22 protein-coding genes and 2 pseudogenes are annotated in these 24,051 nt (G+C 72.8%); 10 read left to right on the forward strand and 14 right to left on the reverse strand.

Features of this window, described 5'->3' with window-relative positions; all coding sequences use genetic code 11:
• Positions 1–130 precede the first annotated feature (130 nt).
• From ACFW48_RS25450 to ACFW48_RS25465, 4 genes are all read right to left on the reverse strand, one after another.
• Positions 131–1,288, reverse strand: a complete 1,158-nt coding sequence (locus tag ACFW48_RS25450; RefSeq protein ID WP_386318179.1) for a SchA/CurD-like domain-containing protein — start codon at positions 1,286–1,288, stop codon at positions 131–133.
• 152 nt (positions 1,289–1,440) lie between these two features.
• Positions 1,441–2,109: a class F sortase gene (locus tag ACFW48_RS25455; protein ID WP_386318181.1), complete on the reverse strand. Its 669-nt coding sequence runs from the start codon at positions 2,107–2,109 to the stop codon at positions 1,441–1,443.
• A 106-nt stretch (positions 2,110–2,215) separates the two neighbouring features.
• Entirely contained in the window at positions 2,216–2,788 is a 573-nt protein-coding gene (locus ACFW48_RS25460; protein ID WP_386318183.1) for a hypothetical protein, read from the reverse strand.
• A 706-nt stretch (positions 2,789–3,494) separates the two neighbouring features.
• On the reverse strand, positions 3,495–5,393 hold the full coding sequence (locus ACFW48_RS25465) for a SpoIIE family protein phosphatase (RefSeq protein ID WP_386318184.1): 1,899 nt from the start codon (positions 5,391–5,393) through the stop codon (positions 3,495–3,497).
• Positions 5,394–5,505: 112 nt separating this feature from the next.
• On the opposite strand from ACFW48_RS25465, the gene ACFW48_RS25470 reads away from it, so the two are divergent.
• Positions 5,506–6,225 carry a hypothetical protein gene (locus ACFW48_RS25470; RefSeq protein WP_386318395.1) on the forward strand — a complete coding sequence of 240 codons (720 nt, stop codon included), beginning with the start codon at positions 5,506–5,508 and terminating at the stop codon, positions 6,223–6,225.
• Between the two features lie 147 nt (positions 6,226–6,372).
• On the opposite strand, the gene ACFW48_RS25475 is transcribed toward ACFW48_RS25470, so the two are convergent.
• Together ACFW48_RS25475 and ACFW48_RS25480 are read right to left on the reverse strand one after the other, a co-directional pair.
• Positions 6,373–6,813 carry an ATP-binding protein gene (locus ACFW48_RS25475; RefSeq protein ID WP_386318186.1) on the reverse strand — a complete coding sequence of 147 codons (441 nt, stop codon included), beginning with the start codon at positions 6,811–6,813 and terminating at the stop codon, positions 6,373–6,375.
• A 122-nt stretch (positions 6,814–6,935) separates the two neighbouring features.
• Positions 6,936–7,673, reverse strand: coding sequence for an SAM-dependent methyltransferase (locus ACFW48_RS25480; RefSeq protein ID WP_386318188.1), 738 nt, complete (start codon positions 7,671–7,673; stop codon positions 6,936–6,938).
• A gap of 179 nt (positions 7,674–7,852) precedes the next feature.
• Between ACFW48_RS25480 and ACFW48_RS25485 the strand changes: the two genes are divergently transcribed.
• Positions 7,853–8,821: a LysR family transcriptional regulator gene (locus ACFW48_RS25485; RefSeq protein ID WP_386318190.1), complete on the forward strand. Its 969-nt coding sequence runs from the start codon at positions 7,853–7,855 to the stop codon at positions 8,819–8,821.
• Positions 8,822–8,951: 130 nt separating this feature from the next.
• Complete coding sequence (locus tag ACFW48_RS25490) at positions 8,952–10,157, forward strand: cytochrome P450 (RefSeq protein WP_386318396.1); 1,206 nt, start codon at positions 8,952–8,954, stop codon at positions 10,155–10,157.
• A gap of 38 nt (positions 10,158–10,195) precedes the next feature.
• On the opposite strand, the gene pgm is transcribed toward ACFW48_RS25490, so the two are convergent.
• The 4 genes from pgm to ACFW48_RS25510 all read right to left on the reverse strand — a co-directional run bounded on the left by pgm (position 10,196) and on the right by ACFW48_RS25510 (position 14,276).
• Complete coding sequence (gene pgm / locus ACFW48_RS25495) at positions 10,196–11,836, reverse strand: phosphoglucomutase (alpha-D-glucose-1,6-bisphosphate-dependent) (protein WP_386318192.1); 1,641 nt, start codon at positions 11,834–11,836, stop codon at positions 10,196–10,198.
• Between the two features lie 136 nt (positions 11,837–11,972).
• Positions 11,973–12,401 (reverse strand): hypothetical protein, encoded by a 429-nt coding sequence (locus ACFW48_RS25500; protein ID WP_386318194.1) that lies wholly within the window; start codon positions 12,399–12,401, stop codon positions 11,973–11,975.
• 152 nt (positions 12,402–12,553) lie between these two features.
• Positions 12,554–13,294: a Type 1 glutamine amidotransferase-like domain-containing protein gene (locus ACFW48_RS25505; RefSeq protein ID WP_386318196.1), complete on the reverse strand. Its 741-nt coding sequence runs from the start codon at positions 13,292–13,294 to the stop codon at positions 12,554–12,556.
• 46 nt (positions 13,295–13,340) lie between these two features.
• On the reverse strand, positions 13,341–14,276 hold the full coding sequence (locus ACFW48_RS25510; protein WP_386318198.1) for a LysR family transcriptional regulator: 936 nt from the start codon (positions 14,274–14,276) through the stop codon (positions 13,341–13,343).
• Between the two features lie 94 nt (positions 14,277–14,370).
• Between ACFW48_RS25510 and mdlC the strand changes: the two genes are divergently transcribed.
• The 3 genes from mdlC (at position 14,371) to ACFW48_RS25525 (ending at position 18,842) form a co-directional block, all read left to right on the forward strand.
• Positions 14,371–15,951: a benzoylformate decarboxylase gene (gene mdlC / locus ACFW48_RS25515; protein ID WP_386318200.1), complete on the forward strand. Its 1,581-nt coding sequence runs from the start codon at positions 14,371–14,373 to the stop codon at positions 15,949–15,951.
• A 78-nt stretch (positions 15,952–16,029) separates the two neighbouring features.
• Positions 16,030–17,484: a benzaldehyde dehydrogenase gene (locus ACFW48_RS25520; protein WP_386318202.1), complete on the forward strand. Its 1,455-nt coding sequence runs from the start codon at positions 16,030–16,032 to the stop codon at positions 17,482–17,484.
• Between the two features lie 95 nt (positions 17,485–17,579).
• Positions 17,580–18,842, forward strand: coding sequence for an MFS transporter (locus ACFW48_RS25525; protein ID WP_386318204.1), 1,263 nt, complete (start codon positions 17,580–17,582; stop codon positions 18,840–18,842).
• 97 nt (positions 18,843–18,939) lie between these two features.
• Here ACFW48_RS25525 and ACFW48_RS25530 read toward each other — a convergent pair whose 3' ends face one another.
• Both ACFW48_RS25530 and ACFW48_RS25535 read right to left on the reverse strand, forming a co-directional pair.
• Positions 18,940–19,659 (reverse strand): PepSY domain-containing protein, encoded by a 720-nt coding sequence (locus tag ACFW48_RS25530; RefSeq protein ID WP_345636659.1) that lies wholly within the window; start codon positions 19,657–19,659, stop codon positions 18,940–18,942.
• A 110-nt stretch (positions 19,660–19,769) separates the two neighbouring features.
• Positions 19,770–20,717, reverse strand: a complete 948-nt coding sequence (locus tag ACFW48_RS25535) for a LysR substrate-binding domain-containing protein (RefSeq protein ID WP_386318206.1) — start codon at positions 20,715–20,717, stop codon at positions 19,770–19,772.
• Between the two features lie 229 nt (positions 20,718–20,946).
• Between ACFW48_RS25535 and snpA the strand changes: the two genes are divergently transcribed.
• Both snpA and ACFW48_RS25545 read left to right on the forward strand, forming a co-directional pair.
• Positions 20,947–21,630, forward strand: a complete 684-nt coding sequence (gene snpA, locus ACFW48_RS25540; protein ID WP_386318208.1) for a snapalysin — start codon at positions 20,947–20,949, stop codon at positions 21,628–21,630.
• Positions 21,631–21,767: 137 nt separating this feature from the next.
• Positions 21,768–22,028, forward strand: a complete 261-nt coding sequence (locus ACFW48_RS25545; RefSeq protein ID WP_386318210.1) for a hypothetical protein — start codon at positions 21,768–21,770, stop codon at positions 22,026–22,028.
• Between the two features lie 37 nt (positions 22,029–22,065).
• Here ACFW48_RS25545 and ACFW48_RS25550 read toward each other — a convergent pair whose 3' ends face one another.
• Entirely contained in the window at positions 22,066–22,749 is a 684-nt protein-coding gene (locus tag ACFW48_RS25550; RefSeq protein ID WP_386318211.1) for an adenosylcobinamide amidohydrolase, read from the reverse strand.
• Between the two features lie 181 nt (positions 22,750–22,930).
• Between ACFW48_RS25550 and ACFW48_RS25555 the strand changes: the two genes are divergently transcribed.
• Positions 22,931–23,281, forward strand: coding sequence for a hypothetical protein (locus tag ACFW48_RS25555; RefSeq protein WP_386318213.1), 351 nt, complete (start codon positions 22,931–22,933; stop codon positions 23,279–23,281).
• Here the strand turns inward: ACFW48_RS25555 and ACFW48_RS25560 are convergent.
• Positions 23,265–23,806: pseudogene (locus ACFW48_RS25560) on the reverse strand (hemin transporter); the annotation flags it as partial. The gene ACFW48_RS25555 and the pseudogene ACFW48_RS25560 overlap by 17 nt on opposite strands.
• Here ACFW48_RS25560 and ACFW48_RS25565 point away from each other — a divergent pair.
• Positions 23,805–24,041, forward strand: a pseudogene (locus ACFW48_RS25565) (hypothetical protein); the annotation flags it as partial. The pseudogenes ACFW48_RS25560 and ACFW48_RS25565 overlap by 2 nt on opposite strands.
• Positions 24,042–24,051 lie beyond the last annotated feature (10 nt).

Genomic DNA, 24,051 nt, shown 5'->3' on the forward strand with positions numbered 1-24,051 from the left:
AACCCCCCCACCCCCCGCCGGTCCCCCGCCCCCGCCCCGTCGGCGGCGGCGCGGGCCCGGGCCCCGCCGCCCCCCCCCCCGGCCCCCCGGCCCCCGCCCCCCGACGTGTGCGCGCCGTGAGCGGGGCGGGTCAGGCGTCCGGCGAGCGGCGGTCGGTGACGAGTTCCATGCGAGCGCCCTCGAGAGCGCGGGCGAGGTCACCGCCCGCCGGGGCGGAGGCGTCGGTACCGGCGGGGTCGTCCAGGAGTGTCGTCAGCTCGGCCACCTGGCCGGGGTCCGTGAGCCCGAGGGACACCGCCGGGTCGCCGGCGTCGAGACGGCCTCGTACGTCGACCAGCCGGACCACGACGTCGTCGCGCTGGAAGATCGTGCTGCACAGGACCGGGCTGCGCGGATCGTCCGCCGCCGCCTCGTCGCGGTCGGCGAGCAGCTGGGCCAGCCGCATGCCGCGGCCCGGCCGGGCCGGGTACGACAACGCGTGCCGCCGCGCCGCCGGATCCTCCTCCCCCGCGGTCACATGGTGGACGGCGGGCAGCGCCGCCCGCGTGTAGAACACCCGGGCGGACTCCGGGTCGCCGAGGTCCCGGTCCTGCTCCAGGTACGGATTGATGGCCTCCTCGACGGCCCGCACCTCGGGCTGCTCGGCCACGTGCCGCAGGGCCGCGAGCAGGTCGCCGCGCACCTCGATGGCCCGCACCACCCGGTTGCCGTGCAGGAACAGGGAGGTGCGGCACAGCCGTGTGGTGTCGTCGACCCGCGGCTCGGGCGAGGCGTAGTCGGCGAGGATCTCGGCGACCGCGTCCTCACTGCCCGGCTTCACCGTGAAGGTGAGCGCGTGCCGGATCACGCCGTCACCGATCCGGGGCGACGGCTGGAGCCCGCCCCGGGCGGTACCGTCACCCGCCGCCGGGTGGCTCGTCTCGCGGACGACGTGGAAGCGCAGCGACCTGGTGTCCCGGACGCAGCTGTGCAGCGGCTTCACCATCCGCACGTGCTCCTCGCTGCTCACCCAGTTCAGGAAGGGCGGGGCACTCTCCCATTCGCTGGTGATGAGCCACTGGGAGGGGTTCTCGATGGACTGGCACAGCTGCTCGCCGAGGTGCCCGGGAACGGACTCGACGTGGCTGCGCAGCTGCTCGTACGTCTCGAGGAACTGCTGCTGTGCTCCGTCGTAGACCTCCACCAGCAGGACGACCCGGAGTCTGGAGCCGTCGAACACCGACTGGGAGACACGGTGCGACACCTGTCGCGTCAGCGGTTCGGAAGCAGGGGTGGATGTGGTGGTCATCCTGCGCACATCTCCTTCGCGGGGGCGGAACTGAACGTCGGCCGCGGTGATGCGACGCCAGCGTGCCTCGATCCTGTGCCCGGCCCCGCGGGCGCGCGACTCGTATGCACTGCGCGGGTGACCGGGCGGCACCGGGACGACTCGTACGGGACTCAGGTGAGGTGCGCGAAGACCACCAGGTTGTCCGTGTAGTCCTTGGCCTTGCGGTCGTAGTCGCCCGCGCAGGTGATGAGCCGTACCTCGGCCCGGTCCCCGTCGCCGTACACGCGCTTGCTGGGGAAGTCGTCCTTGTCGAAGGTCTCCAGGCCGTCGACCACGAAGGACGCCTTTCGTCCGTCGGCTCTCTCGACGTGGAAGACGTCGCCCTTCTCCAGTTGGCCGAGGCGGGCGAAGACGGCCGCCGACGTCTTGGTGTCCACGTGCCCGGCGATGATCGAGGTGCCCTCCTCCCCGGGGGAGGCGCCCTTGGCGTACCAGCCGACGAGGTTGGTGTCGTCGGGCGGCGGGGCCTGGAGCTGTCCGTTCGCACCGATGGCGAGGTCGGTGAAGGGGGCGTCGACGGAGATCTCCGGGATGTGCAGGCGTACCGGCTTCGACCGTGGCAGGTTCTTCCCCGGCTTCCCCGAGGCGGGCGGGGCGGACGGGGCGGACGCGCCGGGCTGTGCGGAGAGCGGTGGGCGGGAGGAGTCGGCCGAGGTGTCGTTGCCGCCGATCAGGCTCACCGCCAGGACCAGGAGGGCCACGGCCAACAGCACGGTCATGCCCGAGCGGGACCCGGTCGGCGCCGGCTCGTCGTCGGCGGGGGAAGGGGGGACTGCCATCGAGGACCACCTCACTGGGTCACGGGCGGACGGGGTGGGGGGAAGCGAGCCGGGCCGCCGCGCGGTGCCTGGGCGGCGGCCCGACTGCTATCTCGCCCGGCACGGCTTACGCCATTCCGTGAGCCGACTTCCTGCGTCGGACGGCGTACAGACCGGTCCCGGCGACGGCCAGGACGGCCAGTCCGCCCGCGGTCGTGGTCGGCGTGTCCAGCCCGCCGCCTCCGGTGTGCATGCCGCCGCGCGGCTTCTCGTGCTCGCCGCCGCCCCAGGACTTCTCACCCTCGTCCTGCTTGTAGGTTCCCGAGCCCTGCTTGGAACCGCCCTCCCAGTCGCCCTCGTTCACCGCGGTCAGCGCGCCGCCTCCGGTGTGCATGCCGCCGCGCGGCTTCTCGTGCTCGCCGCCGCCCCAGGACTTCTCACCCTCGTCCTGCTTGTGGGTCTCCGAGCCCTGCTTGGAGCCGCCCTCCCAGTCGCCCTCGTTCACCGCGGTCAGGGCACCGCCACCCGTGTGCATTCCGCCGCGCGGCTCCTCGTGCTTGCCTCCCTTGTCGTGCTCCTTGCTGTAGGAAGAGTCGTCGTGGTCCCAGTCGCCTCCGACCGCCGCGTAGGCGCCGGGAGCACCGAGGACGAGGACGGCCGAGGCCGCCGCTGTGGTCAGGAGCATGTGAGCAGAACGCATCTGAGGTTCCTTCCGTCACGACCGGGCAGCTGGTGCTTCGTCAGCTGAGGTGACCCGGCCCCGACGTGAATTACCGTCAGCCAGTCGTCCCGCTCGCACCACTCAAGGCGCTCAGCCGGGTGACGACCCGCCCGGCGCGGGAGCCCTCCCGCTCGCCCGTCCACCGGCCGGTGGACGACGGGTGCGGCCGGACACCTCCGCCCGTCAACCGCCTTGGCCCGCACGGCAGTCGGCGCCGACGGCCCGAGGCGGCGGACCACCGTGCCGGCGAGGCCGGCCGGAGCGCGGCCTGGGCAGGGAACCACGGAGCAGGTGCCGATCTCCGCCCGTTCGGGTGCCCCGAACGGGCGAGCCGCCGCGCCGCGCCCACCGGCTTCCGTGCCTCGCTTCGGCGGCCTGACCGACGCGGGTCCGACCACGACCGACGAGAGCCGGGACATCGAACCTCTTCAGGTCCTCGTGGGCGTCAAGGGTGCCGAACGCGTCCACGCAGTCGACGCCGCCCGTCCTTGTCTCCCCGCGTGGCCTTGTTGCCGTCGCGGTCGGCGGAGAAGAAGCCGACCGCGGGAGGGACGCCGCTGTGTCCCCCCAGAAGCCGCCGCATCCCCCGGAAGGCGAACGCACCCGCTTCGCCACCGCACGCAGCACGCCGCCGGACGAGTACGGGGAACAGGTGGGCACGTGAACGCGCCGCCGCCCTCCCCCTCTACTCGTCCGGGTCGACGTGTGTCGGGTCCCGCACCTCGGGCTGCTGGCGGCGTGAGCCGGGAGCGGCCCGGTCCGGGCTGGCCTCGCTGTGCGCGGATTGGGGCGGTGGAGGCGGTGCGGTGTCCCCGGGGGCGCCGACGCCGGCGGCGGGCAGGCGCAGGGCGAGCAGCGCGACGTCGTCGCCGCGGGGTGTGATGCGGTCGAGCAGCTCGTCGCAGTACTCGTCGATGCTCCGTCCCTCCAGCCGGCGGGCCAGGACGCCGGCGTGGTGGCGGAGCTTGGCCATGCCGAGGTCGATCGGGCGGTCGCGGCTCTCCACCAGACCGTCGGTGTAGAGCAGGAGGATGCTCTCCGGCGGGAGTTCCTCCCGCGCGTCGGGCCAGCTCAGACCGAGGCGCAGAGTGGCGCTCATACCGATGAGCGGGCCGTGGCCGCCCTCCAGGAAGCGCGTCTCCCCGTCCCGCGTGATCAGCAGGGGCGGCGGGTGCCCGGCGTTGACCCAGTGGAACTTCCAGGGGCCTCCTTCGGGACCTTCGACGCGGGCGAAGAGGAGCGTGGCCATGGGAGCGTCGCTGGTGTTGGTCACGGCCTCGTCGAGGCGCCGCATGACCAGGCTCGGCGGTTCCTGGTGGTCCCAGGCCAGGGCGCGCAGCATGTTGCGGACCTCGGCCATGTGGGCGGCGGCCTGGAGGTCGTGCCCGACCACGTCCCCGATGACCAGTGCCATGACACCGTCGGCGAGCAGAAAGGCGTCGTACCAGTCCCCGCCGACCTCCATGGCGCTCTCGGCGGGCCAGTACCGGGCCGCCATGCGCAAGTGGTCGACCTGCGGGAGAGGTGTCAGCAGCTGGCGTTGCATGGTCTCGGCGACGTTCTGCTGCTCGTGGTAGAGCCGGGCGTTGTCGAGGACCAGTCCGACCCGGCGGCCGATGTCGGCCAGTAGGGCGACCTCGGCCTCGGTATGGGCGGGACGGTCCTCCGCGCGGGCCACGGTCAGTGTCCCGTACGACCGTTGCCGGGTGCGGAGCGGGACGACGACGGCCGAGTGTCCACCGAGCCGTTCGAACAGCACCCGGTGGGTGGCGGCCAGGGGGCTGTGCGGGTCGTTCAGCAGGTCCTCGGCGCTCAGCGGGGCGGGGCGGTCACTGTTGATCAGCCGGGTCAGCGCGGCGCGGGCCGAGTCCGGCAGCGAGGTCACCGGCCCTCTCAGCCGTCCCGCCCGGTGCGGGTGTGTGCTGCTGCGCACGGCGACCCGCTCCAGGACGTCCGACTGTCCCTGGCAGACGTCGACCGCGGCCCACTGGCCCAGCTCCGGCACCAGCAGCCGCAGGAGGCGGCGGAGCGTGGCGGAGGTCCGCTCGGTGGGGATCAGTACCGTGGAGATCTCGGCCACCAGGTGCAGCTGGGCGGTGAGTGCCTCCAGGGCGGCGGTGCGCGCCTCGTTCTCCTCGGCGGCGCTGCGGTGCAGGCTGAAGTCGTGGAAGACCAGCACCAGCCCCTCCTGTCGGCCCTCCTCCCCGACCAGCGGTGTGGCGGCCCAGCTGATCGGTACCGTGGTGCCGTCCGCCCGCTGGAAGTACTCCTCGCTACCCTCCTCGGAGGGCACTCCGTCCAGGGGGTTGCGCAGGGCGCACCGCTCGCGCGGCACGGGGCTGCCGTCGGCGTGCCGGTGCAGGAGGTCGTGCGCGTCGTGTCCGATCATGTCCCGCGCCGGCCGGCCCAGCAGGTGCTCGGCCCACGGGTTCACCGAGGTGATGCGCGCGGACGGGTCGAGGGTGAGGACGCCGGCGCCGAGAGCGTGCAGGACGGCACGGTCGAAGCCGGGCGCCGGGGCACCGTCCGCTCCCTCGTCACCTGGCTCGTCGCCCTCCCGGTGGCTCGCCCAGCGTGATGTCACGACCCTCACAGCCTTCCGATGCCGTCCATCCCGCCAGGTTCCCTCAGTGGGCGGGTACGGACCGCTCCGGAGGGCCGAAGGAGGGAGGTCGGGTAGGCTCCCGGTGCTGATCATGCACCTGGAGGGTTTCGTGCGGACGAAGACCACGACCACGGCGTCGGCCGTGCTGACCTGTCTGCTGGCCGGGACCCTCGTGGCGGGGTGCGGCAGCGGTGGCTCCGGCGGGAACCAGTCCGCCGACGACATGCTCGAGGACGCCAACGCCGCGATGCGGGCGCTGAAGTCCGTGCGGGTCGACTCCACCAGCACCGCGGCGGAGGGCGGCACCGTCTCCATCCGGCTCGTGACCGACCTCGACAGCCGGTGCACCGCGAGGACCACCATGTCCGAGGGCGGCAGCCTCGACCAGATCCGGATCGGCGAGACCGACTACGTCCGTCCCGACCGCGCCTACCTGCAGAAGTGGAAGGGCGGGACGAGCGTCACCGGCGAACAGAAGCTCTGGATCAAGAAGCCCGTGGACGCCGCGCAGCCCGGCGACGGCCTCTCCTCCTGCACGCGCCCCTTCGTCTCCTTCGGCACGGCGAAGAAGGGGAAGACCACCCGCGTCGGCGACCGGAAGGCGGTCGAGCTGACCGTGACCGACAAGGAGGACAAGGACGGGACGTACCGCTTCTACGTCGCCACGCAGGGCAAGCCGTACCTGCTCAAGGCGGTGTACAAGGGTGCCGAGTACGACACCACCACGAACTTCGCCGGCTTCGACGAGCCGCTGGACATCCAGCCTCCGCAGCCGACCGAGGTGGTCGACGCGGAAGAAGCACTGAGGTGAGGCCGTGAGCGGCTCCGGACTCCTTACTGATCGCCTACTGCTCCGCGTGTGGCGGACGTCCGACCTGGCCCCGTCGGCGGCCATGAACGCCGACCCGGTGACTCTCTCCACTCGCGGGCGGTGATGCGCCGCCCGCTACCGTGCCGTTCACGCGTCGGCGAGCCTCACCGCGGCCCTCATGCGCTTGCCGACCGGTTCGCGGTGCACCTCGAAGCTCTGGCAGACGGCCATGACTATCTCCAGCCCGTGCCGGCCGATCCGGCCCGGGTCCGCGGGCTCGGCCACCGGCAGCACCGGATCGCTGTCCCACACCGTGACCTCCACCCGGTCCTCGGCCAGCTCGAGATCGACCAGTGAGGGGCCGGGCGCGTATTTGCAGGCGTTCGTCAACAACTCGCTGACCACCAGCTGCACCAGGTCCGTCGCGCGGTCGGACACCGGGAGGCCCTGCGCCGCCCGCACCCGCGCCAGAAACTTCCGAGCCAGCTCGCGGCCCCGGGCGATGTCGCCGGGCATGCCCTCGTACTCTGCGGAAACCCTGACCAGCTCATTTCTCAGCTGGTCCCCATTGTGGGCAGCCACGTCCATCCGATCCGCCCTCTTCCTGAGCCTTGACCGATACGCCAGCCCGTCTACCCAGAAAATCCGGGAACACCGGAGGAAACCGGAGAACAGCCCGTCCGATCGGCAGAACACCGTGGTCCTGCCACTCAGTCGCCCGTGGGGCGCAGGACGAGGCAGAGGAAGCCCAGCGCGTCCCGGTAGACCCGAAGCCATCCGTCACGGTGGGTGGTGGCCGCCTCGAGCGCTTGCGCACTGTCCGGGTCGGTGGGGTGGTCCAGGGCCCAGGAGGCCAGCGACCCGGTCCAGGACCACTCGTAGTCGTCGAGTTCCCTCCGCGTACTGACGTGTCCGCCCACGGGCGTCCAGCCGTCCGCGACGACCTGCTCCAACGTGGTCGGCAGATCGGTGAGGTCCCCGAGCATCTCGATGGCCTCGGCGGACGGCTCGCTTTCCCAGAAGCCGTCACCGACCAGGACACGCCCCCCTGGCGCCAGGTACTCGAGTGCGGCCGCGAGGGTGGCGGGCAGGCCGCCGAAGGCGTGCGTGGCGCCGACGCACAGGACGAGGTCGTACCGGTGCGGGGCGGTGAACAGTGCGGCGTCCTGACGGTGGAGGACCAGGCGGTCCCGCACGCCGAGCCGGTCCGCCGTCTCCCGGGCGTGTGCGAGCGAGATCTCGGAGATGTCGACGCCCTCGGCCGTGAGCCCCGGATGTTCCGCGAGGGCGCGCAGGAGCCACTCTCCCCCTCCGCAGCCCAGGTCGAGGACGCGCGCGTCACCATGTGGGACGCCGCGTGCCAGGAGCCGGCGTACCGAGTCGTCGTCGAGCGGGGCCGCGATCGGGTGATCGGCATGGGCGAGTCTGGAGATCTTCTGTCGGTCCACCGGCGGAGCCTTGCACAGCCGCCCCGACGGCGCACCCGGTTTCGGAGCGGCTCACGGGGCCGCGCGAGACCGGGCGTCATGCGGTGCCGAGCCAGGCCGTCATGCGGTGCCGAGCCAGGCTTCGCACGTCCGTGGCCGCCCCACGCACAACCACTGGTTGTACTCCTAGGATGGCCGGCGTGGATCTCATCGCCGTACGCACCTTCGTCGCCGTCGCGGAGGCGGGGCAGTTCCAGGTCGCCGCCGCCGAGCTGGCGATCACCCAGCAGGCCGTCTCCAAGCGCGTCGCCGCGCTGGAGCGGGACCTCAAGGTGCCGTTGTTCACCCGCACCGCGCGGGGGGCCCGGCTCACCGTCGACGGGCAGGCCTTCCTCCCGCACGCGCGTGCGCTCCTCGCCGCCGCGGAGCGGGCCGCCGCCTCGGTGCGGCCCGGACGGCGCCCGCTGCGGGTCGACGTGATCGGCAGACGGCTCTCCATGGCCGGGGTGCTGCGCGACTTCCACCGGGCCCACCCCGAGGTCGACCTCGACGTCGTCACCCTCTTCCACGTCGACGCGGACGCGGCCGTGACCGCCATCCGGTCCGGGACGATCGACGCGTCCTTCCGCTGCGTCACCATGCCGGGAAGCACCCTTCCCGACGGTGTCGAGGCCACGCCCGTCTTCGACGAGCCGCTCCAGCTCTTCACCGGGCCCGCCCACGAGTTCGCGAAGGCCCGGGCGGTGACCCCGGCCCAGCTCTCCGGTCATCGCATCTGGATGCCCGGAAACGCCCCCGGCACCGAGTGGTCGGCCTACTACGACGCGCTCGCCGCCGAGTTCGGGCTCGCCATCGACGCGATCGGCCCCGACTTCGGCGTCGAGGGGCTCCTCGACACGATCGCCGAGTCCTCGACGATCGCGACCTTCCTCAGCGAGCAGACTCCGCTCGTCTGGCCCGCCGTCCACGATCTGCGGCGTATCCCCCTGCGCGACCCGACGCCCGTCTACCCGCACTCCCTGCTCTGGCACGCCGACAACCCGCACCCCGCGCTGACCGTACTGCGCGCCTACCTCGCCTCCCGGCCGTCCGGTCGTCTCGACACGGAGGTCTGGACCCCGGCGTGGGCCCTGCGCTCCCACCCACGGGGCGAACGCGCCCGGTCGTGATGTGCGCGGCACGCCCGACTCGGCGGATTCCGGGGGTGGCCAAGGGCCGGTGCGTGGCCGATCCTGTGGACCACGTCATCAAGGCCACGCGGTCACCGGGGCCGTACGGTACTGGATTCGGGGGTGCCCACTGGTGCGCGGCGGACACGAAGCAGCCGGCTCCGCGCGCAAGGCCGACCGGGGTCGGTCACGGCCGGCGTGCCCGGTCGGTCGCGCGGCGGACGGGACGTGGCAGGTACACGATTTCGCGGTCGCGCGTGCGCTGCTGCGTGGCCCGGGCACCGTGCAGGCCGGTCTCGGCATCGAGACGGTGGAGAAGCTCCCGCCCCGCGTGCGCCGGCCCGTGCTCTACCGGGACGGCCCCGAACACCGGGAACACCGCCGGCAGACCGCGCGCTTCTTCACTCCCCGCCGGGTGGACGAGCACTACCGGGACCTGATGGTCCGCATCGCGGAGGAGCAACTGGCGGCCCTGCGCGCGGCGGGCGAGGCGCAGCTCTCCGATCTCGCCTTCGACCTGGCCATCGGCGTGGTGGGCGAGGTCGTCGGACTGCGCTACAGCCGGCCCGGCATCCGCCGCAGACTGGAACGCTTCTTCCCGGAGGAGTTCGGCGAGCCCGGCCTGACCAGCGTGCGGGGTCTCTACTGGTTCCTGCGGCAGAACACCAACTGGCTCCGCATCCATCTGGCCGACGTCCGCCCCGCCATCCGCGCGCACCGCCGCCGCGAGCACGACGACCTGATCTCCCACCTGATCGCGGAGGGCTGCTCGGACACGGAGATCCTCGGTGAGTGCCTGACCTTCGCCGCGGCCGGCATGGTCACCACGCGCGAGTTCATCTGCCTGGCCGCCTGGCACCTGTTCTCGGACGCCGATCTGCTCGACCACTACCGTTCGGCGGACGAGGCCGGGCGCCTCGGCGTCCTCCAGGAACTGCTGCGGCTGGAGCCCGTGATCGGGCGGTTGCGCCGGCGGGCCACCGAGACCGTCGAACTCTCCTGCCCCGAGGGGCCGGTGACCGTCCGCCCGGGCGAGTACGTCGAACTCCTCCTGGACGACGCCAACACCGACCCGAAGGCCATGGGCGACGACCCGCTGGTGATCCGGCCCGGCCGCGCCACAATGGCCGGTGCGGGACTCTCCTTCGGCGACGGGCCGCACCGGTGTCCCGGGGCGCACATCGCCCTCCTGGAGACCGATGTCTTTCTCAGCCGTCTGTTCGCCCTCGACGGCATCCGGATGAACGGGGAACCGCGCGTCGCCTTCCAGGAGGCGATCGGCGGTTACGAGATCCGCGGGCTGAGCGTGGAATTCCCCCGGGCCGGTCGTCGCTGACCGGCCCGGGGACCGGGTGCGGGGGTGCCGGTGCGGCGTCAGCCGCCCAGGGCGCCGAGGACGACGAGCTTTGCCTCGTCCTGCACCTGCCGGAGGTGGTCCGCCCCGAGGAACGACTCCCCGTAGATCTTGTACACGTCCTCGGTGCCGGAGGGGCGGGCCGCGAACCAGGCGTTCTCGGTGGTCACCTTGATGCCGCCGATGGCCGCGCCGTTGCCCGGTGCCTCGGTGAGCACGGCGGTGACCGGCTCCCCCGCGAGGGTGTCGGCGGTGACCTGGGCCGGGGACAGCTTGGCCAGGCGGGCCTTCTCCTCACGGGTCGCGGGCGCGTCGATGCGGGCGTAGGCGGGTTCGCCGAAGCGGGCGGTGAGAGCGGCGTAGTGCTCCGAGGGCGTCCTGCCGGTGACGGCGGTGATCTCGGAGGCGAGCAGCGCCAGGATGATGCCGTCCTTGTCCGTGGTCCACACCGAACCGTCCCGGCGCAGGAAGGACGCCCCGGCGGACTCCTCGCCGCCGAAGCCGAGCGTGCCGCCGAGCAGCCCGTCCACGAACCACTTGAAGCCGACGGGTACTTCGACCAGCCGTCGGCCGAGGTCGGCGGCGACCCGGTCGATCATGCCGGAGGACACCAGCGTCTTTCCCACGCCCGCGTCGGCGGGCCACTCGGTGCGGTGGGCGTAGAGGTAGGCGATGGCGGTGGCGAGGTAGTGGTTGGGGTTCATCAGCCCGGCGTCCGGGGTGACGATGCCGTGCCGGTCGGCGTCCGCGTCGTTGCCGGTGGCGATGGTGAAGCGGTCGCGCTGTTCGATGAGCGAGGCCATCGCGTGCGGCGACGAGCAGTCCATGCGGATCTTGCCGTCCCAGTCCAGCGTCATGAACCGCCAGGTGGGGTCGGTGAGCGGGTTGACCACCGTCAGGTCGAGGCGGTGCTGCTCGGCGATGCGGCCCCAGTACGCGACGGAGGCGCCGCCCAGCGGGTCGGCACCGATCCGCACGCCCGCCGACCGGATCGCGTCGAGGTCCAGGACGCTCGGCAGATCCGAGACGTACGCGTCGAGGAAGTCGTAGCGCCCGGTGCCGGGCGCGGCGAGCGCCTGGGCGTAGGGGACGCGTCGTACGTCCTTCAGGCCGGCCGCGATGATCTCGTTGGCCCGGTCCTGGATCCAGGAGGTGGCGTCGGAGCCCGCGGGACCGCCGTTCGGCGGGTTGTACTTGAAGCCGCCGTCGGCGGGCGGGTTGTGCGACGGGGTGACGACCACACCGTCGGCGAGGCCCGAGGTACGGCCGCGGTTGTGGGTGAGGATGGCGTGCGAGACCGCCGGGGTGGGGGTGTAGCCGTCCGCGGTGTCGACGAGGACGGTCACGTCGTTGGCCGCGAACACCTCCAGTGCGGTGATCCTCGCCGGCTCGGACAGGGCGTGCGTGTCGGCGCCCAGGAAGAGCGGGCCGTCGGTGCCCTGTGCGGTGCGGTACTCGCAGATGGCCTGGCTGGTGGCGGCGATGTGGTCCTCGTTGAACGCCGCCGCGAGGGACGATCCGCGGTGCCCGGACGTGCCGAAGGCCACACGCTGCCCCGGCTCGGCCGGGTCCGGATGCAGGGCGTAATACGCCGTCACCAGCCGGGCTACGTCGGTCAGGTCCTCGGGGCCGGCCGGCTTTCCGGCTCGGTCGTGCTGCATGCGCCCACTCCTCCGCTTCGGTCGGGACTTCGCTCGCGGTCCCATCTTCCCCTGTCCGGGGAGCGGTCCCGCGTGTTCCCGCCGAGGTGGAGGTACCGGGAGCGCCGGTCGTGCCGGCGCACCGGCCGGCCGGACGTCAGATCCGGCCGCCGGTGAGACGGGTGAGAGGACCGTGCGAGTGACGTCCCGCGCGGCGCCCCACCGCGTACGACGCGGCGCTCACGGCGGTGATGCCGGCGCCGACGCCCGCGGCGACGAGCTTGCGGTGGGCGATGGCCGTCCACGCCGTCTTCGCCGTGGCCGCGACCTGTCCCGAGGTGGTGACGACCGCTTGGCGGCCGGCCGCGACGCCCTTGGCCGCCGTCTGCACGGCGCCGTTCGCGGCCTCGGCCGAACGCTGGGCACCGGCCTTGGCCGCCGACGCCGCGTCACCGGCCCTGTCCGCGGCGGCCCGGCTCGCCCGGGAGGCGGGTGCCGTCGCCTTCTCGGCGGCGCCGCCGGCCTTGGACTCGGCGGTCCGGGTGCTGGTGGGCTTCTTGTTCGTGTCCTTGTTCGGATCGCTCATGGAGACCGCCTTGCCCCTCACCGCGGCGGCAAACACGAACGCCTCCTCCGTGCGCTCAACGGGGCTCCGTTGTCGAGCTTTTGACGCGCCGGAGGAGCACGGCCTCCGCCGCGCGAGCGGAGGAGGCCGTCGCGAGTGACCGCGCCGAGCCGTCATCCCCGCAGGCCGGGCAACTCGCGTGGCTCGACGCGCTCCTCCACCGCCGTGTCACCCTCGCGTACGACCACGTAGGCGCCCTTGCCCGGAATCTCCGTGACCGCCTCGGCCAGTTCGGTGCCGCGGTAGACGAGGCCGACGCCGTCGTCCGTGCAGTGGGCCGCCGGGAGGGTGCCGTCGGCGACGAGGCGGTGGATCAGGGGGCGCCGGCCCGGGTCGACGTCGTAGTGCACGCCGTTGCCGTAGGGCAGGAAGCCCAGGGCGTCGGTGACCGGGCGCAGCTCGGGGCCGAAGGAGTCGGTCGCCCCGCCCCGGAACCAGCAGAGGGATCCCGCGCTCACGCCGCTGAGCACGACGCCCGCCTCCCAGGCCCGGCGCAGGATCCGGTCCAGGCCGTGCACGCGCCACACGGCCAGCAGGTTCGCCACCGAGCCGCCCATGACCCATACGACGTCCTGGGCGAGCACGGTCTCCTCCACGTCCTCGACGTTGGGCATGGGGAACAGGTGCAGCGGTGTCAGGTCGAACCCGGCGACGCGGGCCGCCTCCGTCATGCGGGCGGTGAAGTGCTCGGCGTCCCCTATGGCGGTGCCCACGTACAGGACGCGCGGGCGGCGGCCGTGCGCGCCCGAGAGGTCCACGGCGTGATGGACCAGGGCGTCGAAGGTCACCATGGTCCGGCCACCCGCTCGGTGTCCGCCGGAGGTGGCGAGGATGGTCGGTTCCGGTGCCGTCATGCGGGTGATCCTAACGAGGACCCGCCGGTGGCTCGGTGACAGGCCGTCACCGAGCGGCGGTCGGCGGCAACTGGGCCGGGCTCACCTGCTCGCCCAGCACCTGGGCCATGAACTGCACCAGCCAGCGCTGCGCCGGGCTGCGCGAGGACTCGTGGCGTGCGTACAGGGCGATCTCGATCGGCTCGGTCTCGAAGGGCAGCCGCACCAGTCGCACCCGGTGGGAGGCGGTGAAGACCTCGCCGACGTACTCGGGGACGATGGCGATCAGGTCGGTCTGCTCCAGCAGGTAGGGCAGCATCGAGAAGCGGGTGGCGTCCACGGCCACCCGTTCCAGCAGCCCGTGCGCGGCCAGCACGGCCCGGGGCGCGACGTGCCCGCTCGGCCCGAACACCGTCGCGTGGTGCTCGGCCGCGAGGTCCGACAGTGTGACCGCGTCGCCCCGCACGCGCGGATGGTCCGCGGCGACCATGAGGACGTAGCGCTCCCGGAAGAGCGGGATCCGCACGGTCAGGTGCGAGGTGATCACCGGGGTGGCCACGAACGCGTCGAGGTCGCCGCGGCGCAGCTGGCTCTCGGCGTCCTCCACGTCGAAGGGGCGGACGGTGAACGACACCGCCGGCGCACGCTCGCGGGCCGCGGCGAGGAGCCTCGGCAGGAGGGTCGCCTCGCCGAGGTCGGAGAGGGCGATCGTGAAGCGGCCCGACATGGTCCCGGGGTCGAAGGCGTCGCCCTGCCGGACCGTCCCGTCGATCTCCGCCAGGGCGCGCTGGAGCGGCTCGTACAACCGTCGGGCGCCGGCCGTGGGCGTGAGCCCGCGTCCGTTGCGGCGGAACAGCTCGTCGTCGAAGTGCCGCCGGAGCTTGCCCAGGCTGTAGCTCACGGTGGGCTGCGTGACGTGGAGCGTCTCCGCGGTGGCCGTGACGCTGCCGGTCTCGTACAGGAGGACGAAGACGCGGGCCAGGTTGAGATCGAAGGTGCCCATATCGATGGACTCTATATCGGCATGCCGAAACATCTATTGGTGCCCATGTCGCGGGGTGCCTAGCGTGGCGGACGTCACTTCGAAAGGAACGTCCGTGCCATCCGTGCGCCGTGTCTCCCACGATTTCCTGGAGCGCCAGGGGCTCACCACCGTCTTCGGCAATCCGGGCTCCAACGAGCTGCCCTTCCTCGCCGAGCTGCCCGACGGTTTCCGCTACGTCCTCGGGCTGCACGAGGGCGCCGTCGTCGGCATGGCCGACGGCTACGCCCAGGCGACCGGCCGCCCCGTCCTGGTCAACCTGCACGCCGCCTCGGGTTCGGGCAACGCGATGGGCGCGCTGACCAACGCCGTGGCCTCGCGCACCCCGCTCGTGGTGGTGGCCGGCCAGCAGGTGCGGCCCGCCATCGGCCCGGAGGCCAACCTGGCGAGCGTCGACGCGCAGACCCTGATGAAGCCGCTGGTCGGCTGGGCGGCGGAGCCGGCGTGCGCCGAGGACGTGCCGCGCGCGCTCGCCCAGGCCGTCTTCGAGGCGCGGCTCCAGCAGCGGCCGACCTATCTCTCCGTCCCGTACGACGACTGGACGGCCGAGGCCGGCGACAACGCCCTCGCCGTGCTCGACCGGCGGGTCGAGCGGGCCTCCGTGCCCGGCGGTGAGCACGGCCGCCGGCTCGTCGAGCAGGTCGCCTCCGCACGGCGCCCCGCGCTCGTGCTGGGCGGCGACATCGACTCGGCCGGCCTCTTCGACGACGCCGTCCGGCTGGCCGAGCGCCTGGGCGGCCCGGTGTGGGCGGCTCCCTCGCTCTTCCGGCTGCCCTTCCCCAACCGGCATCCGCAGTTCCGGGGCGTGCTGCCCGCCGGGATCGCGCCGATCTCCGAGGCCTTCGAGGGGCACGACCTCGTACTGGTGCTGGGCGCGCCGGTGTTCCGCTACCACGAGTACCTTCCCGGCCGGTACCTGCCGGAGGGCACCCGGTTGATCCAGGTGACCGAGGACGCGTCGGCCGCCGCGCGGGCACCGATGGGCGAGGCGCTGGTCGCCGACCCCGGGGCCGTCATCGACCTGCTCCTGAAGGCGCTCGACCCGCCCGGGACGCCCGCGGGCCCCTACCGGCCCGCGCCCGAGCCGCTCACCGCCGAGGGACCGGGCCTCCACCCCGAGCAGGTCTTCGCCGCGCTGCGCGACGAACTGCCCGGGGACACCGCGTACGTCGTCGAGTCGACGTCGACCAACTCCGCGTGGTGGCGCCAGATGGACCTGCGCCGCCAGGGCTCCTACTACTTCCCGGCGGCCGGCGGACTCGGCTTCGGTCTGCCCGGGGCGGTCGGCGTCGCGATGGCCCAGCCCGGCCGCCCGGTCGTCGGCGTGATCGGGGACGGCTCGGCCAACTACGGCATCACCGCCCTGTGGACGGCGGCGCAGCACCGGGTCCCGCTGACCGTGGTGCTGCTGCGCAACGGCACGTACGGGGCGCTGCGCTGGTTCGGCGGTCTGCTCGGCGTGCCGGACGCCCCGGGGCTGGACATCCCCGGGCTGGACTTCACCCGCGTCGCGGAGGGCTACGGCGTCCGCGCCCGGCATGTCGGCGGGGCCGAGGAGCTGCGCGCCGTACTGGCCGAGCGGCCGGAGCACCCCCGTCTGATCCAGGTGGACACGGCGCTCACCACGCCCTCCTGAGACACGACTCGACCGGCCGAGCGCCCGGAGCCGCCGAGGCGCTCGGCACCCGAAGATCCCGAAGAGAAGGGGAAGACGATGACACTCCTGGACAGCGACGTCTGGGGCGGGAAGTTCTTCAGCGACGGCTGGCAGGACTCCCCCGCCGAGCAGCCGGTGACCGAGCCGGCGACCGGCGACCGGCTCGGCACGGTGGGCCTGGCCACGGCCGAGGACGTCGGCCGCGCCGCGGCCCGGGCCGCCGAGGCCCAGCGAGAGTGGGCGGCGACCTCACCGCAGCAGCGGGCCGCCGTGCTGCGCCGCGCGGGTGAGCTGTTCACCGAGCACGCCGCCGAGATCGAGGAATGGCTGGTGCGCGAGGCCGGCTCGGTCCGGTCCAAGGCCGGCTTCGAGGTGGGGCTCGCCGTGGGCGAGTGCTTCGAGTGCGCGGGCCTGCCGACGCATCCCCAGGGCGAGGTACTCACCTCGGAGGAGGCCCGCTGGTCACTCACCCGCCGCCGTCCCGCCGGTGTCGTGAGCGTGATTGCGCCCTTCAACTTCCCGCTCGTCCTCGGCCTGCGCTCCGTGGCCCCTGCGCTCGCCCTCGGCAACGCCGTACTGCTCAAGCCGGATCCGCGCACCGCGGTCAGCGGCGGCGTCGTCATCACCCGGGTCTTCGAGGAGGCCGGGCTCCCCGCCGGTGTCCTGCACCTGCTGCCGGGCGACGGCTCGGTCGGCCGGGCGGTCGTCGAGGCTCCGGAGGTCCGGGTGATCTCCTTCACCGGGTCCACGCCGGTCGGGCGGGCCATCGGCGAGCAGGCCGGGCGGCTGCTGAAGCGGGCCCATCTGGAGCTGGGCGGGAACAACGCGCTGGTCGTGCTGCCCGGCGCGGACGTGCGGAAGGCCGCTTCGGCGGGGGCGTTCGGCTCGTACCTGCACCAGGGGCAGATCTGCATGACGACCGGCCGGCACATCGTGCACGAGTCGCTGGTGGAGGAGTACACCGCCGCACTCGCCGCGAAGGCCGAGGCGCTGCCGGTCGGTGACCCCGCCCGCGAGGACGTGGCGCTGGGCCCGATCATCGACCGCCGTCAGCTGGAGCGCGTGCACGGCATCGTCACCGACAGCGTCGCGGCGGGTGCGAAGGTCGCCGCGGGCGGCGAGATCGACGGCGCCGGCTACCGCGCCACCGTCCTGACCGGCCTGACGACCGAGATGCCTGCGTGGCGCGAGGAGATCTTCGGCCCCGTCGCCCCCGTCATCGGCTTCTCCACGCCGGAGGAGGCCGCGCGGATCGTCAACGACTGCGAGTACGGGCTGTCGGTCGGCATCCTCGGGGACGTCGGGACGGCGATGAAGCTCGCCGACCGGATCGACTCCGGCAAGGTCCACATCAACGAGCAGACCGTGAGCGACGAGCCGAACGCCCCCTTCGGCGGGGTCAAGGCCTCCGGTACCGGGTCCCGCTTCGGCGGCGCCGCGGCCAACGTCGAGGCGTTCACCGAGACCCAGTGGGTCACGGTCCGCCCGGACATCGCCGACTACCCGTTCTGACCCTTCCGGCCGCCCTCGGCCGACCCGGCCGAGGGCCGCCGCCCCGGCCGTTCCGGTTCCGCTCACTCACACCCGTCCCCGGGGGGAGAGTCACCATGGCTTCCGCCACCACGTCCGGCGCGCCCGCGAAGGCAGGCCGCGCCGGCAACGGCACCTGGACGGTGATCCTGTGCTGGATCACCGTCCTGCTGGAGGGCTACGACCTCGTCGTCCTCGGCGCCATCATCCCCACCCTGCTCAAGACCCACCACCTCGGCATGACCGCGGGCGACGCGACCACCATCGCGACGCTCTCGCTCGTGGGCGTCGCCATCGGCGCGGTCTGCGTCGGTCCGCTGGCCGACCGGCTGGGGCGCCGCCGACTGCTCATCGGCTCGGTGGTGCTGTTCTCGCTCTTCACCATCGTGGTGCCCCTGGCGAACTCCGTCGCGATGTTCGCCGCGCTCCGCCTGATCGCCGGTCTGGGCCTGGGTGCCTGCATGCCGGTCTCGCTCACCATGATGGCCGAGCACATGCCGGCCAGCCGCCGGGCGCGGGCCAGCACGCTGACGATGACCGGCTACCACACCGGTGCGGTGATCACCTCGCTGCTGGCCCTGCAGGTGACCGACAACTGGGAGATCCTCTTCTACCTGCTCGGCGTCGTCGGCCTCGTGGTCGCCGCCGTCCAGTGGTTCAAGCTGCCGGAGTCGGAGGCCTTCGTCCGGGCCAAGCGGGCCGAGCGGGACGCAGACCGGCGGGTGCCGTTCACCGAACTGCTCAAGCCGGCCTACCTGCGGGCGGGCATCGGCATCTGGGTCGCGTCGTTCATGGGTCTGCTGCTGGTCTACGGTCTCAACACCTGGCTGCCGAAGCTGATGAACGACGCCGGATACCCCGTGCCCACGGCCGTCACCCAGCTTCTCGTGCTCAACATCGGCGGCGTCGTCGGCCTGGTCGTCGGCGGGTTCGTCGCCGACCGGCGGGGCATCAAGGGGACCACGATGGTGTGGTTCGCCGTCTCGGTGGTCATGCTCGCGTGCCTGAGCGTCAAGATGGAGAGCGACCTGCTGCTCAACGTCATCGTCTTCTTCACCGGCGTGTTCGTCTTCTCCGCCATGGTGCTCGTCTACGCCTACGTGACGAGTTTCTACCCGGCGTCCGTGCGGAGCACCGCGCTCGGCTCGGCGTCCGGGATCGGCCGGATCGGCTCGATCGTCGGCCCGTCGATCACCGGTGCCCTGGTCGCCTCGGGGATCGGTCACCCGTGGGGGTTCTACTTCTTCGCCGCGGTGGCGGTCTGCGGCTTCCTCGCCGTGCTGACGCTGCCCCGCACGGTGGCGAGCGGACGGACGGAGGCAGTGGAGCCGGCCGCCTGAGACCTCCGGGCACGTACGGCGGGAGCAGCCGGGTGGAGTCACCCGGCTGCTCCCGCCGTACTGCTTCGGTTCTCGTCGCGGTGTTCGGGGCCGGCGCTCAGTCGCGGTCCACGTGCTCGCGCAGGATCTTGCCGTTCGCCGCGTCGACGTCCACGGTCGTCTTGTTCCAGTTGTCGGTCGACACCACGTCGACGCCCCACAGGAGCTGCTGGTTGTCGTTCTCGTCCAGCTCGACGCCGGTGACGGTGCCCTTGGTCTTGTCGGTGGCCACCTTCACGGCCTGTTCCGGCGTCTGCGTCGCCTTCTTCAGCCGGTCGGCGACCTGCTGCTTGTCGTCGGCGTCCTGGTCCTCGACCTGGGTGCGGAAGACCTCGCCGGAGACCGCGTCGACGTCGATCCGGTGCACGGTGCCGTCGGGGGCGGCGACCTTGGCCTCCCACTCGGGGGCGCCCTGGCTGGGAGCCGGGTTCGGCATGCTGGGGCTGGGCGAGCCGGTCGACGCGGTGGCCTCGGCGGACGTGGGCTTCAGTTCGAGGTCGACGAGCTTGCCCTCGGGGACCTCCTTGACGGCGGTGTCGGCCGCCTTGTCCCAGGTGACCTTCGCCTTCGGGACCAGAGCCTGGCGCTCGGCCTGGTCGTCGGTCAGGGACTCGGAGGGAGAGGGGGAAGCGGTGTCGGTGGCGGAAGCCGTGTTGGTGGGGGACGTGGTGGGGGGAGTGGTCTGAGCCGCCTCGGCGACACTGGAGCGTGTCGTGTCGGCGTTCGTGCAGCCGGTCATCAGGAGGACGGAGCTGCCCAGGGCACAGATGACGGCCATCGAACGAAGAGGCGGAAGACGTCGCACAGAGCTCATACACCTCTCCGTAACCATATGACCTTCTTGCCATACCGGTTCGAGTGGAAGACCACCGCAATGGCCGATACGGCTCAGGAGGCCGGTACGAGACGGGGCTCAGGGGGCCCGGCGTGTTCCAGCCACTCCCGGTACGGGGCGGACTGCCGGGCCACCTCCCAGTACGCCTCCTCCAGCGCCGGATAGACGGCGTCCAGCTCGGCCCGGGTGCGCGCGGCCAGCAGCAGGCGTACGCCGAGGGGGTCGCCGTACAGCCGCCGTACGGCCGTGTCGGGGCGGGACTGGGAGCTGGGCTGGCAGACGGTGACCACCTCGCCGGTGGCGACGAGGGACGCGGCGGTGTGGTAGTCGCCGTGCAGGACGCGCGGGTCGAGGCCGACTGCGCGCAGCATGCGGTGCACGCCGTCCCACTCACCGTCGACGGTGGGATCGACCATCCAGCGGTCGTCTGCCAGGTCGGCGAGGCGGACGACGGACCGGGTGGCCGCGGGGTGGTCGGCGGGCAGCATGACGAACTGGGGTTCGCGCTCGACGAGGACCCGCAGCCGCAGGCCCTCGGGGACGCGCAGCGGGCAGCCCTCCACCTCGTGCACGAAGGCGACGTCGAGCTGGCCGTCGGTGACCCTGCGCAGCAGCGCGTTGGCGGAGACGTCCATCTGGAGTGTCGGTTCCAGGCCCGGCTGTCTGAGCCTGCGCAGCCAGCCGGCCAGGGCACGGCTGGCCGTGGAGCCGACGCGCAGCCGGCTGTCGCCGCCGGCCGCGGCGGCGCGGGCCTCGCGGACCAGGGTGCGCATGTCGGCCAGCAGCGGACGGGCCCGGCCGAGGACCGTCCGACCGAGCGGGGTGGGCCGGCAGCCGGTGCGTTCACGAGTGAACAGGGGCCCGCCCAGGGCCTGTTCGATACGGACCAGCTGAGTACTCAAGGTGGGCTGGGCGACGCCCAGTTGGCGTGCCGCCCGGTGCAGGCTGCCGGCGTCGGCGATGGCGCACAGCGCGCGTAGGTGCCTCACCTCGAGCTCCATGCAGGGAGCGTAAAGCGGAACAGTTGGTTGCGCCAGGTGAACAAAACGCGGCGGATCAGGGCGAGTTCTGCACTCCGGTCCAAGCTGTTCCGGGGCGGCCGCACGGCGGTGGCCCCGTGGGTGATAGCCCCGCCCTATCGCCTGTTGCCATCATCACAGCGGGCTCATGGGCGCCCCACACTCACCGGTGACGACTTCTCTCCCCACTCCCCCACACAAGGAGTCATCGATGCGTATCAGCCTGCCTCTGCTGTCCACCACGGTCGGCCTCGGCCTGACGGCGGCCGTACTCGGCTCCGGTCCCGCCGCGACGGCCGCCGCTCCCCAGGCGCCGGACCGGGCCGCCCACGTCGGCTACCAGCCCGCCGCCGGCTCGGGCGAAGACGCCGCCGCCAACCGGGCGTTCTTCGAGGCGGTCATCAAGTCCGTCGCCGAGAAGCGCGCCGCGAACCCGGCCTCGACGGCGGCCGTCACCGTCTACTACAGCGCCACCAACGCGCCCAGCTTCCGCTCGCAGATATCCCGCTCCACCCAGATCTGGAACAGCTCGGTGTCCAACGTGCGGCTCGCGGAAAGAAGCTCGGGCGCCGACTTCGCGTACTACGAGGGCAACGACTCCCGTGGCTCGTACGCCTCCACGGACGGACACGGCAACGGCTACATCTTCCTCGACTACCGGCAGAACCAGCAGTACGACTCGACCCGCGTGACCGCCCACGAGACCGGGCACGTGCTCGGTCTGCCCGACCACTACTCCGGCCCGTGCAGCGAGCTGATGTCGGGCGGCGGTCCCGGCCCGTCCTGCACCAACGCCTACCCGAACGCCAACGAGCGCGGCCGGGTGAACCAGTTGTGGGCGTACGGCTTCAAGGCCGCCCTCGACAAGGCGCTGCAGAAGACCTCTCAGCGCTGATCGCCCGAGACGGACGCGTGCGTGGGGGCGGCCCGGCCCGGGTCGCCCCCACGCACGTACGCCCCCTTGACCGCTTGCGCGACCTCCCTGCGGGTACCCGGAGTTCACTCTTCCGCGAACCTCCGAAGGAGTCCGACGTGAACGAGCGGCAGGCACCCACCGGCAACGGTCTCGGCGATCTGGAACCGGGCACCCGGCAGCGCGCGCAGTTGCGCACCCGCGTCGCCGACGTCGCGTGGACGGCGTTGTGCGTCGTACTCGCGCTGTGGGCCGTGTGGAGCGCCGTGGACCTCGCGCGGGGCGCGACGGCGTGGGCATACTGCGCCGTGGCCTGGGTGCTGCTCGCCGTGGCACTGGCCCTGCGGGTGGTGGCGGTACGGCGCAGGACCTCGTTGTAACGGACCTGGGCTCACCGGTCTTGCAACGGTCCCGGGTTCACGGGCCGGTGGGCAGCGCGGAGAGTACGGCCCGGTGGACCGCCCGGGCCAGCCGGGCTCCCCACTCGGAGCGCGGGCAGGCGAAGGCGTGGACCCCGGCTCCGGACCGCTCGGCGCGGGCGGCGACGCACACGGCGTCCGTGGGCGTGCCGGAGCAGTCGAGGCCCGCGTCCAGCAGCGCCTGGACCTTGGCCTCGGTCGCCGTCATCACGGCGTTGACCAGGGCGGCGTCGCTCAGCGCGACCGGCAGCGCGGCGATGATGTTGATCGTCCCCGGTGCGGCGGGCGCGACGGCGCCCTGCTCGGGTGAGGCCGCCCATCCGCGTACCGAGATCCCCGCGGTCACCACGGCCTCCGCGCCGTCGTCCCGTGCCCGTGCGCAGGCGGACACGTCGGCGGCCGTCAGCAGACCCACCCCGGGCCCCCGGGCACCCGCGGCGCGAGCCAGGTCGGCCAGGTGACGCGCCGGGTCGGTTCGCCGGTAGCCGTGGGCGACCTGGGCGTTGAGCACCCATGCGCGGTCGGCGATCCCCCCGCCCAGCACGGCACTGCTGGCCATCCGCCAGCCCGGTCCCGGGCGCCACAGCAGGGCGTGCAGCCGTTCGCCGTCCTCCACCCGCGTCAGCCGCTCCGGGTCCAGCAGGCGGGGCCCGGTACGGGGCGGGGGCAGGAGGGCGGACAACGGTCGGGGCTCCTTGCGTCGATCAGGGTACGGAGGGCGGCGGACCGGACGATCGTACTCAGTGCCGGGTGCAGGCACCGGCCGGCCGGTGCCGCGCACGGGCGCGGGCGCGTTGCGAACGCGGTACCGGGCACCTTCACTGAACACAACTTCGCCACCAGGCGTCGGATCGGAGGCCACGATGCTGTCCCACACCCTGGAGCATGGGGTCCTGGTCATCACGGTGGACCAGGACCCGGGAATCGACGGGCGGGCCACGCTGACCACGCACATCACCAACCTGGTCGACGCCCATCAGCCGACCCCCGTCGTCATCGTCCTCACCGAGCGGGCCGCCGGCCACGCCTCGGTCAGTGCCGTGCTCCGGGCCCACCAGTGGTGCCGCCGGCTCGGCGTCCTGATGTGCGTCGTCACCCACAGCGCGCCCGTCCGCCGGCTGTTGGAGAACAACTCCGGCACCTCGGGCCCGCGTCTGGTCGTGCACGCCCGCGTCGACACCGCCATCACCACCGCGTTCACCGCAGCGGCCTAACGCCGGTACGCGATTCCCAGTGGCTGGCCGCCGCGGGCACACCGCGGCGCAGCAGGCCGCCGCGGACGGCGCGCATGAAGGGCAGCGGGCCGCACAGGCGGACCGTGAGCCCCGCGGGCAGTGCGAGGCCGGCGATGTCGGCGTGGCCGGCCGATGCCTCCGGTGCCTGGTCGCCGGGCTCCTCGTACCACAGGTGGAGCCGGGCGTCGGGCAGCTCGCGTATCAGGTCGAGCTGTTCCCGCCGGTGGGCGTGCGAGGCGGGGTCGCGGTCGGCGTGGACGACGGTCACCGGCCGGGTGGCGCCGGAGGCGGCCAGGTGACTCAGCATGGCCGGCATGGAGGTCACGCCGATTCCGGCGGAGGCCGGCAGCAGCGGGCCGTGGTCCTCGGTCGGCACCAGGTCGCCGAACGGTGCGGACACGGTGAGCACGTCACCCTCGCGTGCGCGTGGAGCCAGGACGAGACCTCGCCGTCCGGCTGCCCGTCGCCCCGCACGCGCTTGACGGTGATGCGCCGGCCGGTCCGGTCCGGCACGCACACCGAACCGGACCTCGACGTCCTGCTGCTCGTCCTCGACGGTGCGGCGGTCCTCGTCCGCACCGACGGCGACCGCCCCCTGCGCGCGGGCGTCCTGACCTGGCTGCCGCACGGTTCGTCCCGTGGCGTCGTCACCGGCCCGGACCGGGTGACGTGCCTGACCGTGCACCGGCGGCGTCCCGGCATGCGGATCCAGCCGCCGGACGCCACCGACCGGCTCCGGCCCGGCGGCG

Source organism: Streptomyces sp. NPDC058812, from assembly GCF_042744565.1.
GTDB classification, from domain to species: domain Bacteria; phylum Actinomycetota; class Actinomycetes; order Streptomycetales; family Streptomycetaceae; genus Streptomyces; species Streptomyces thinghirensis.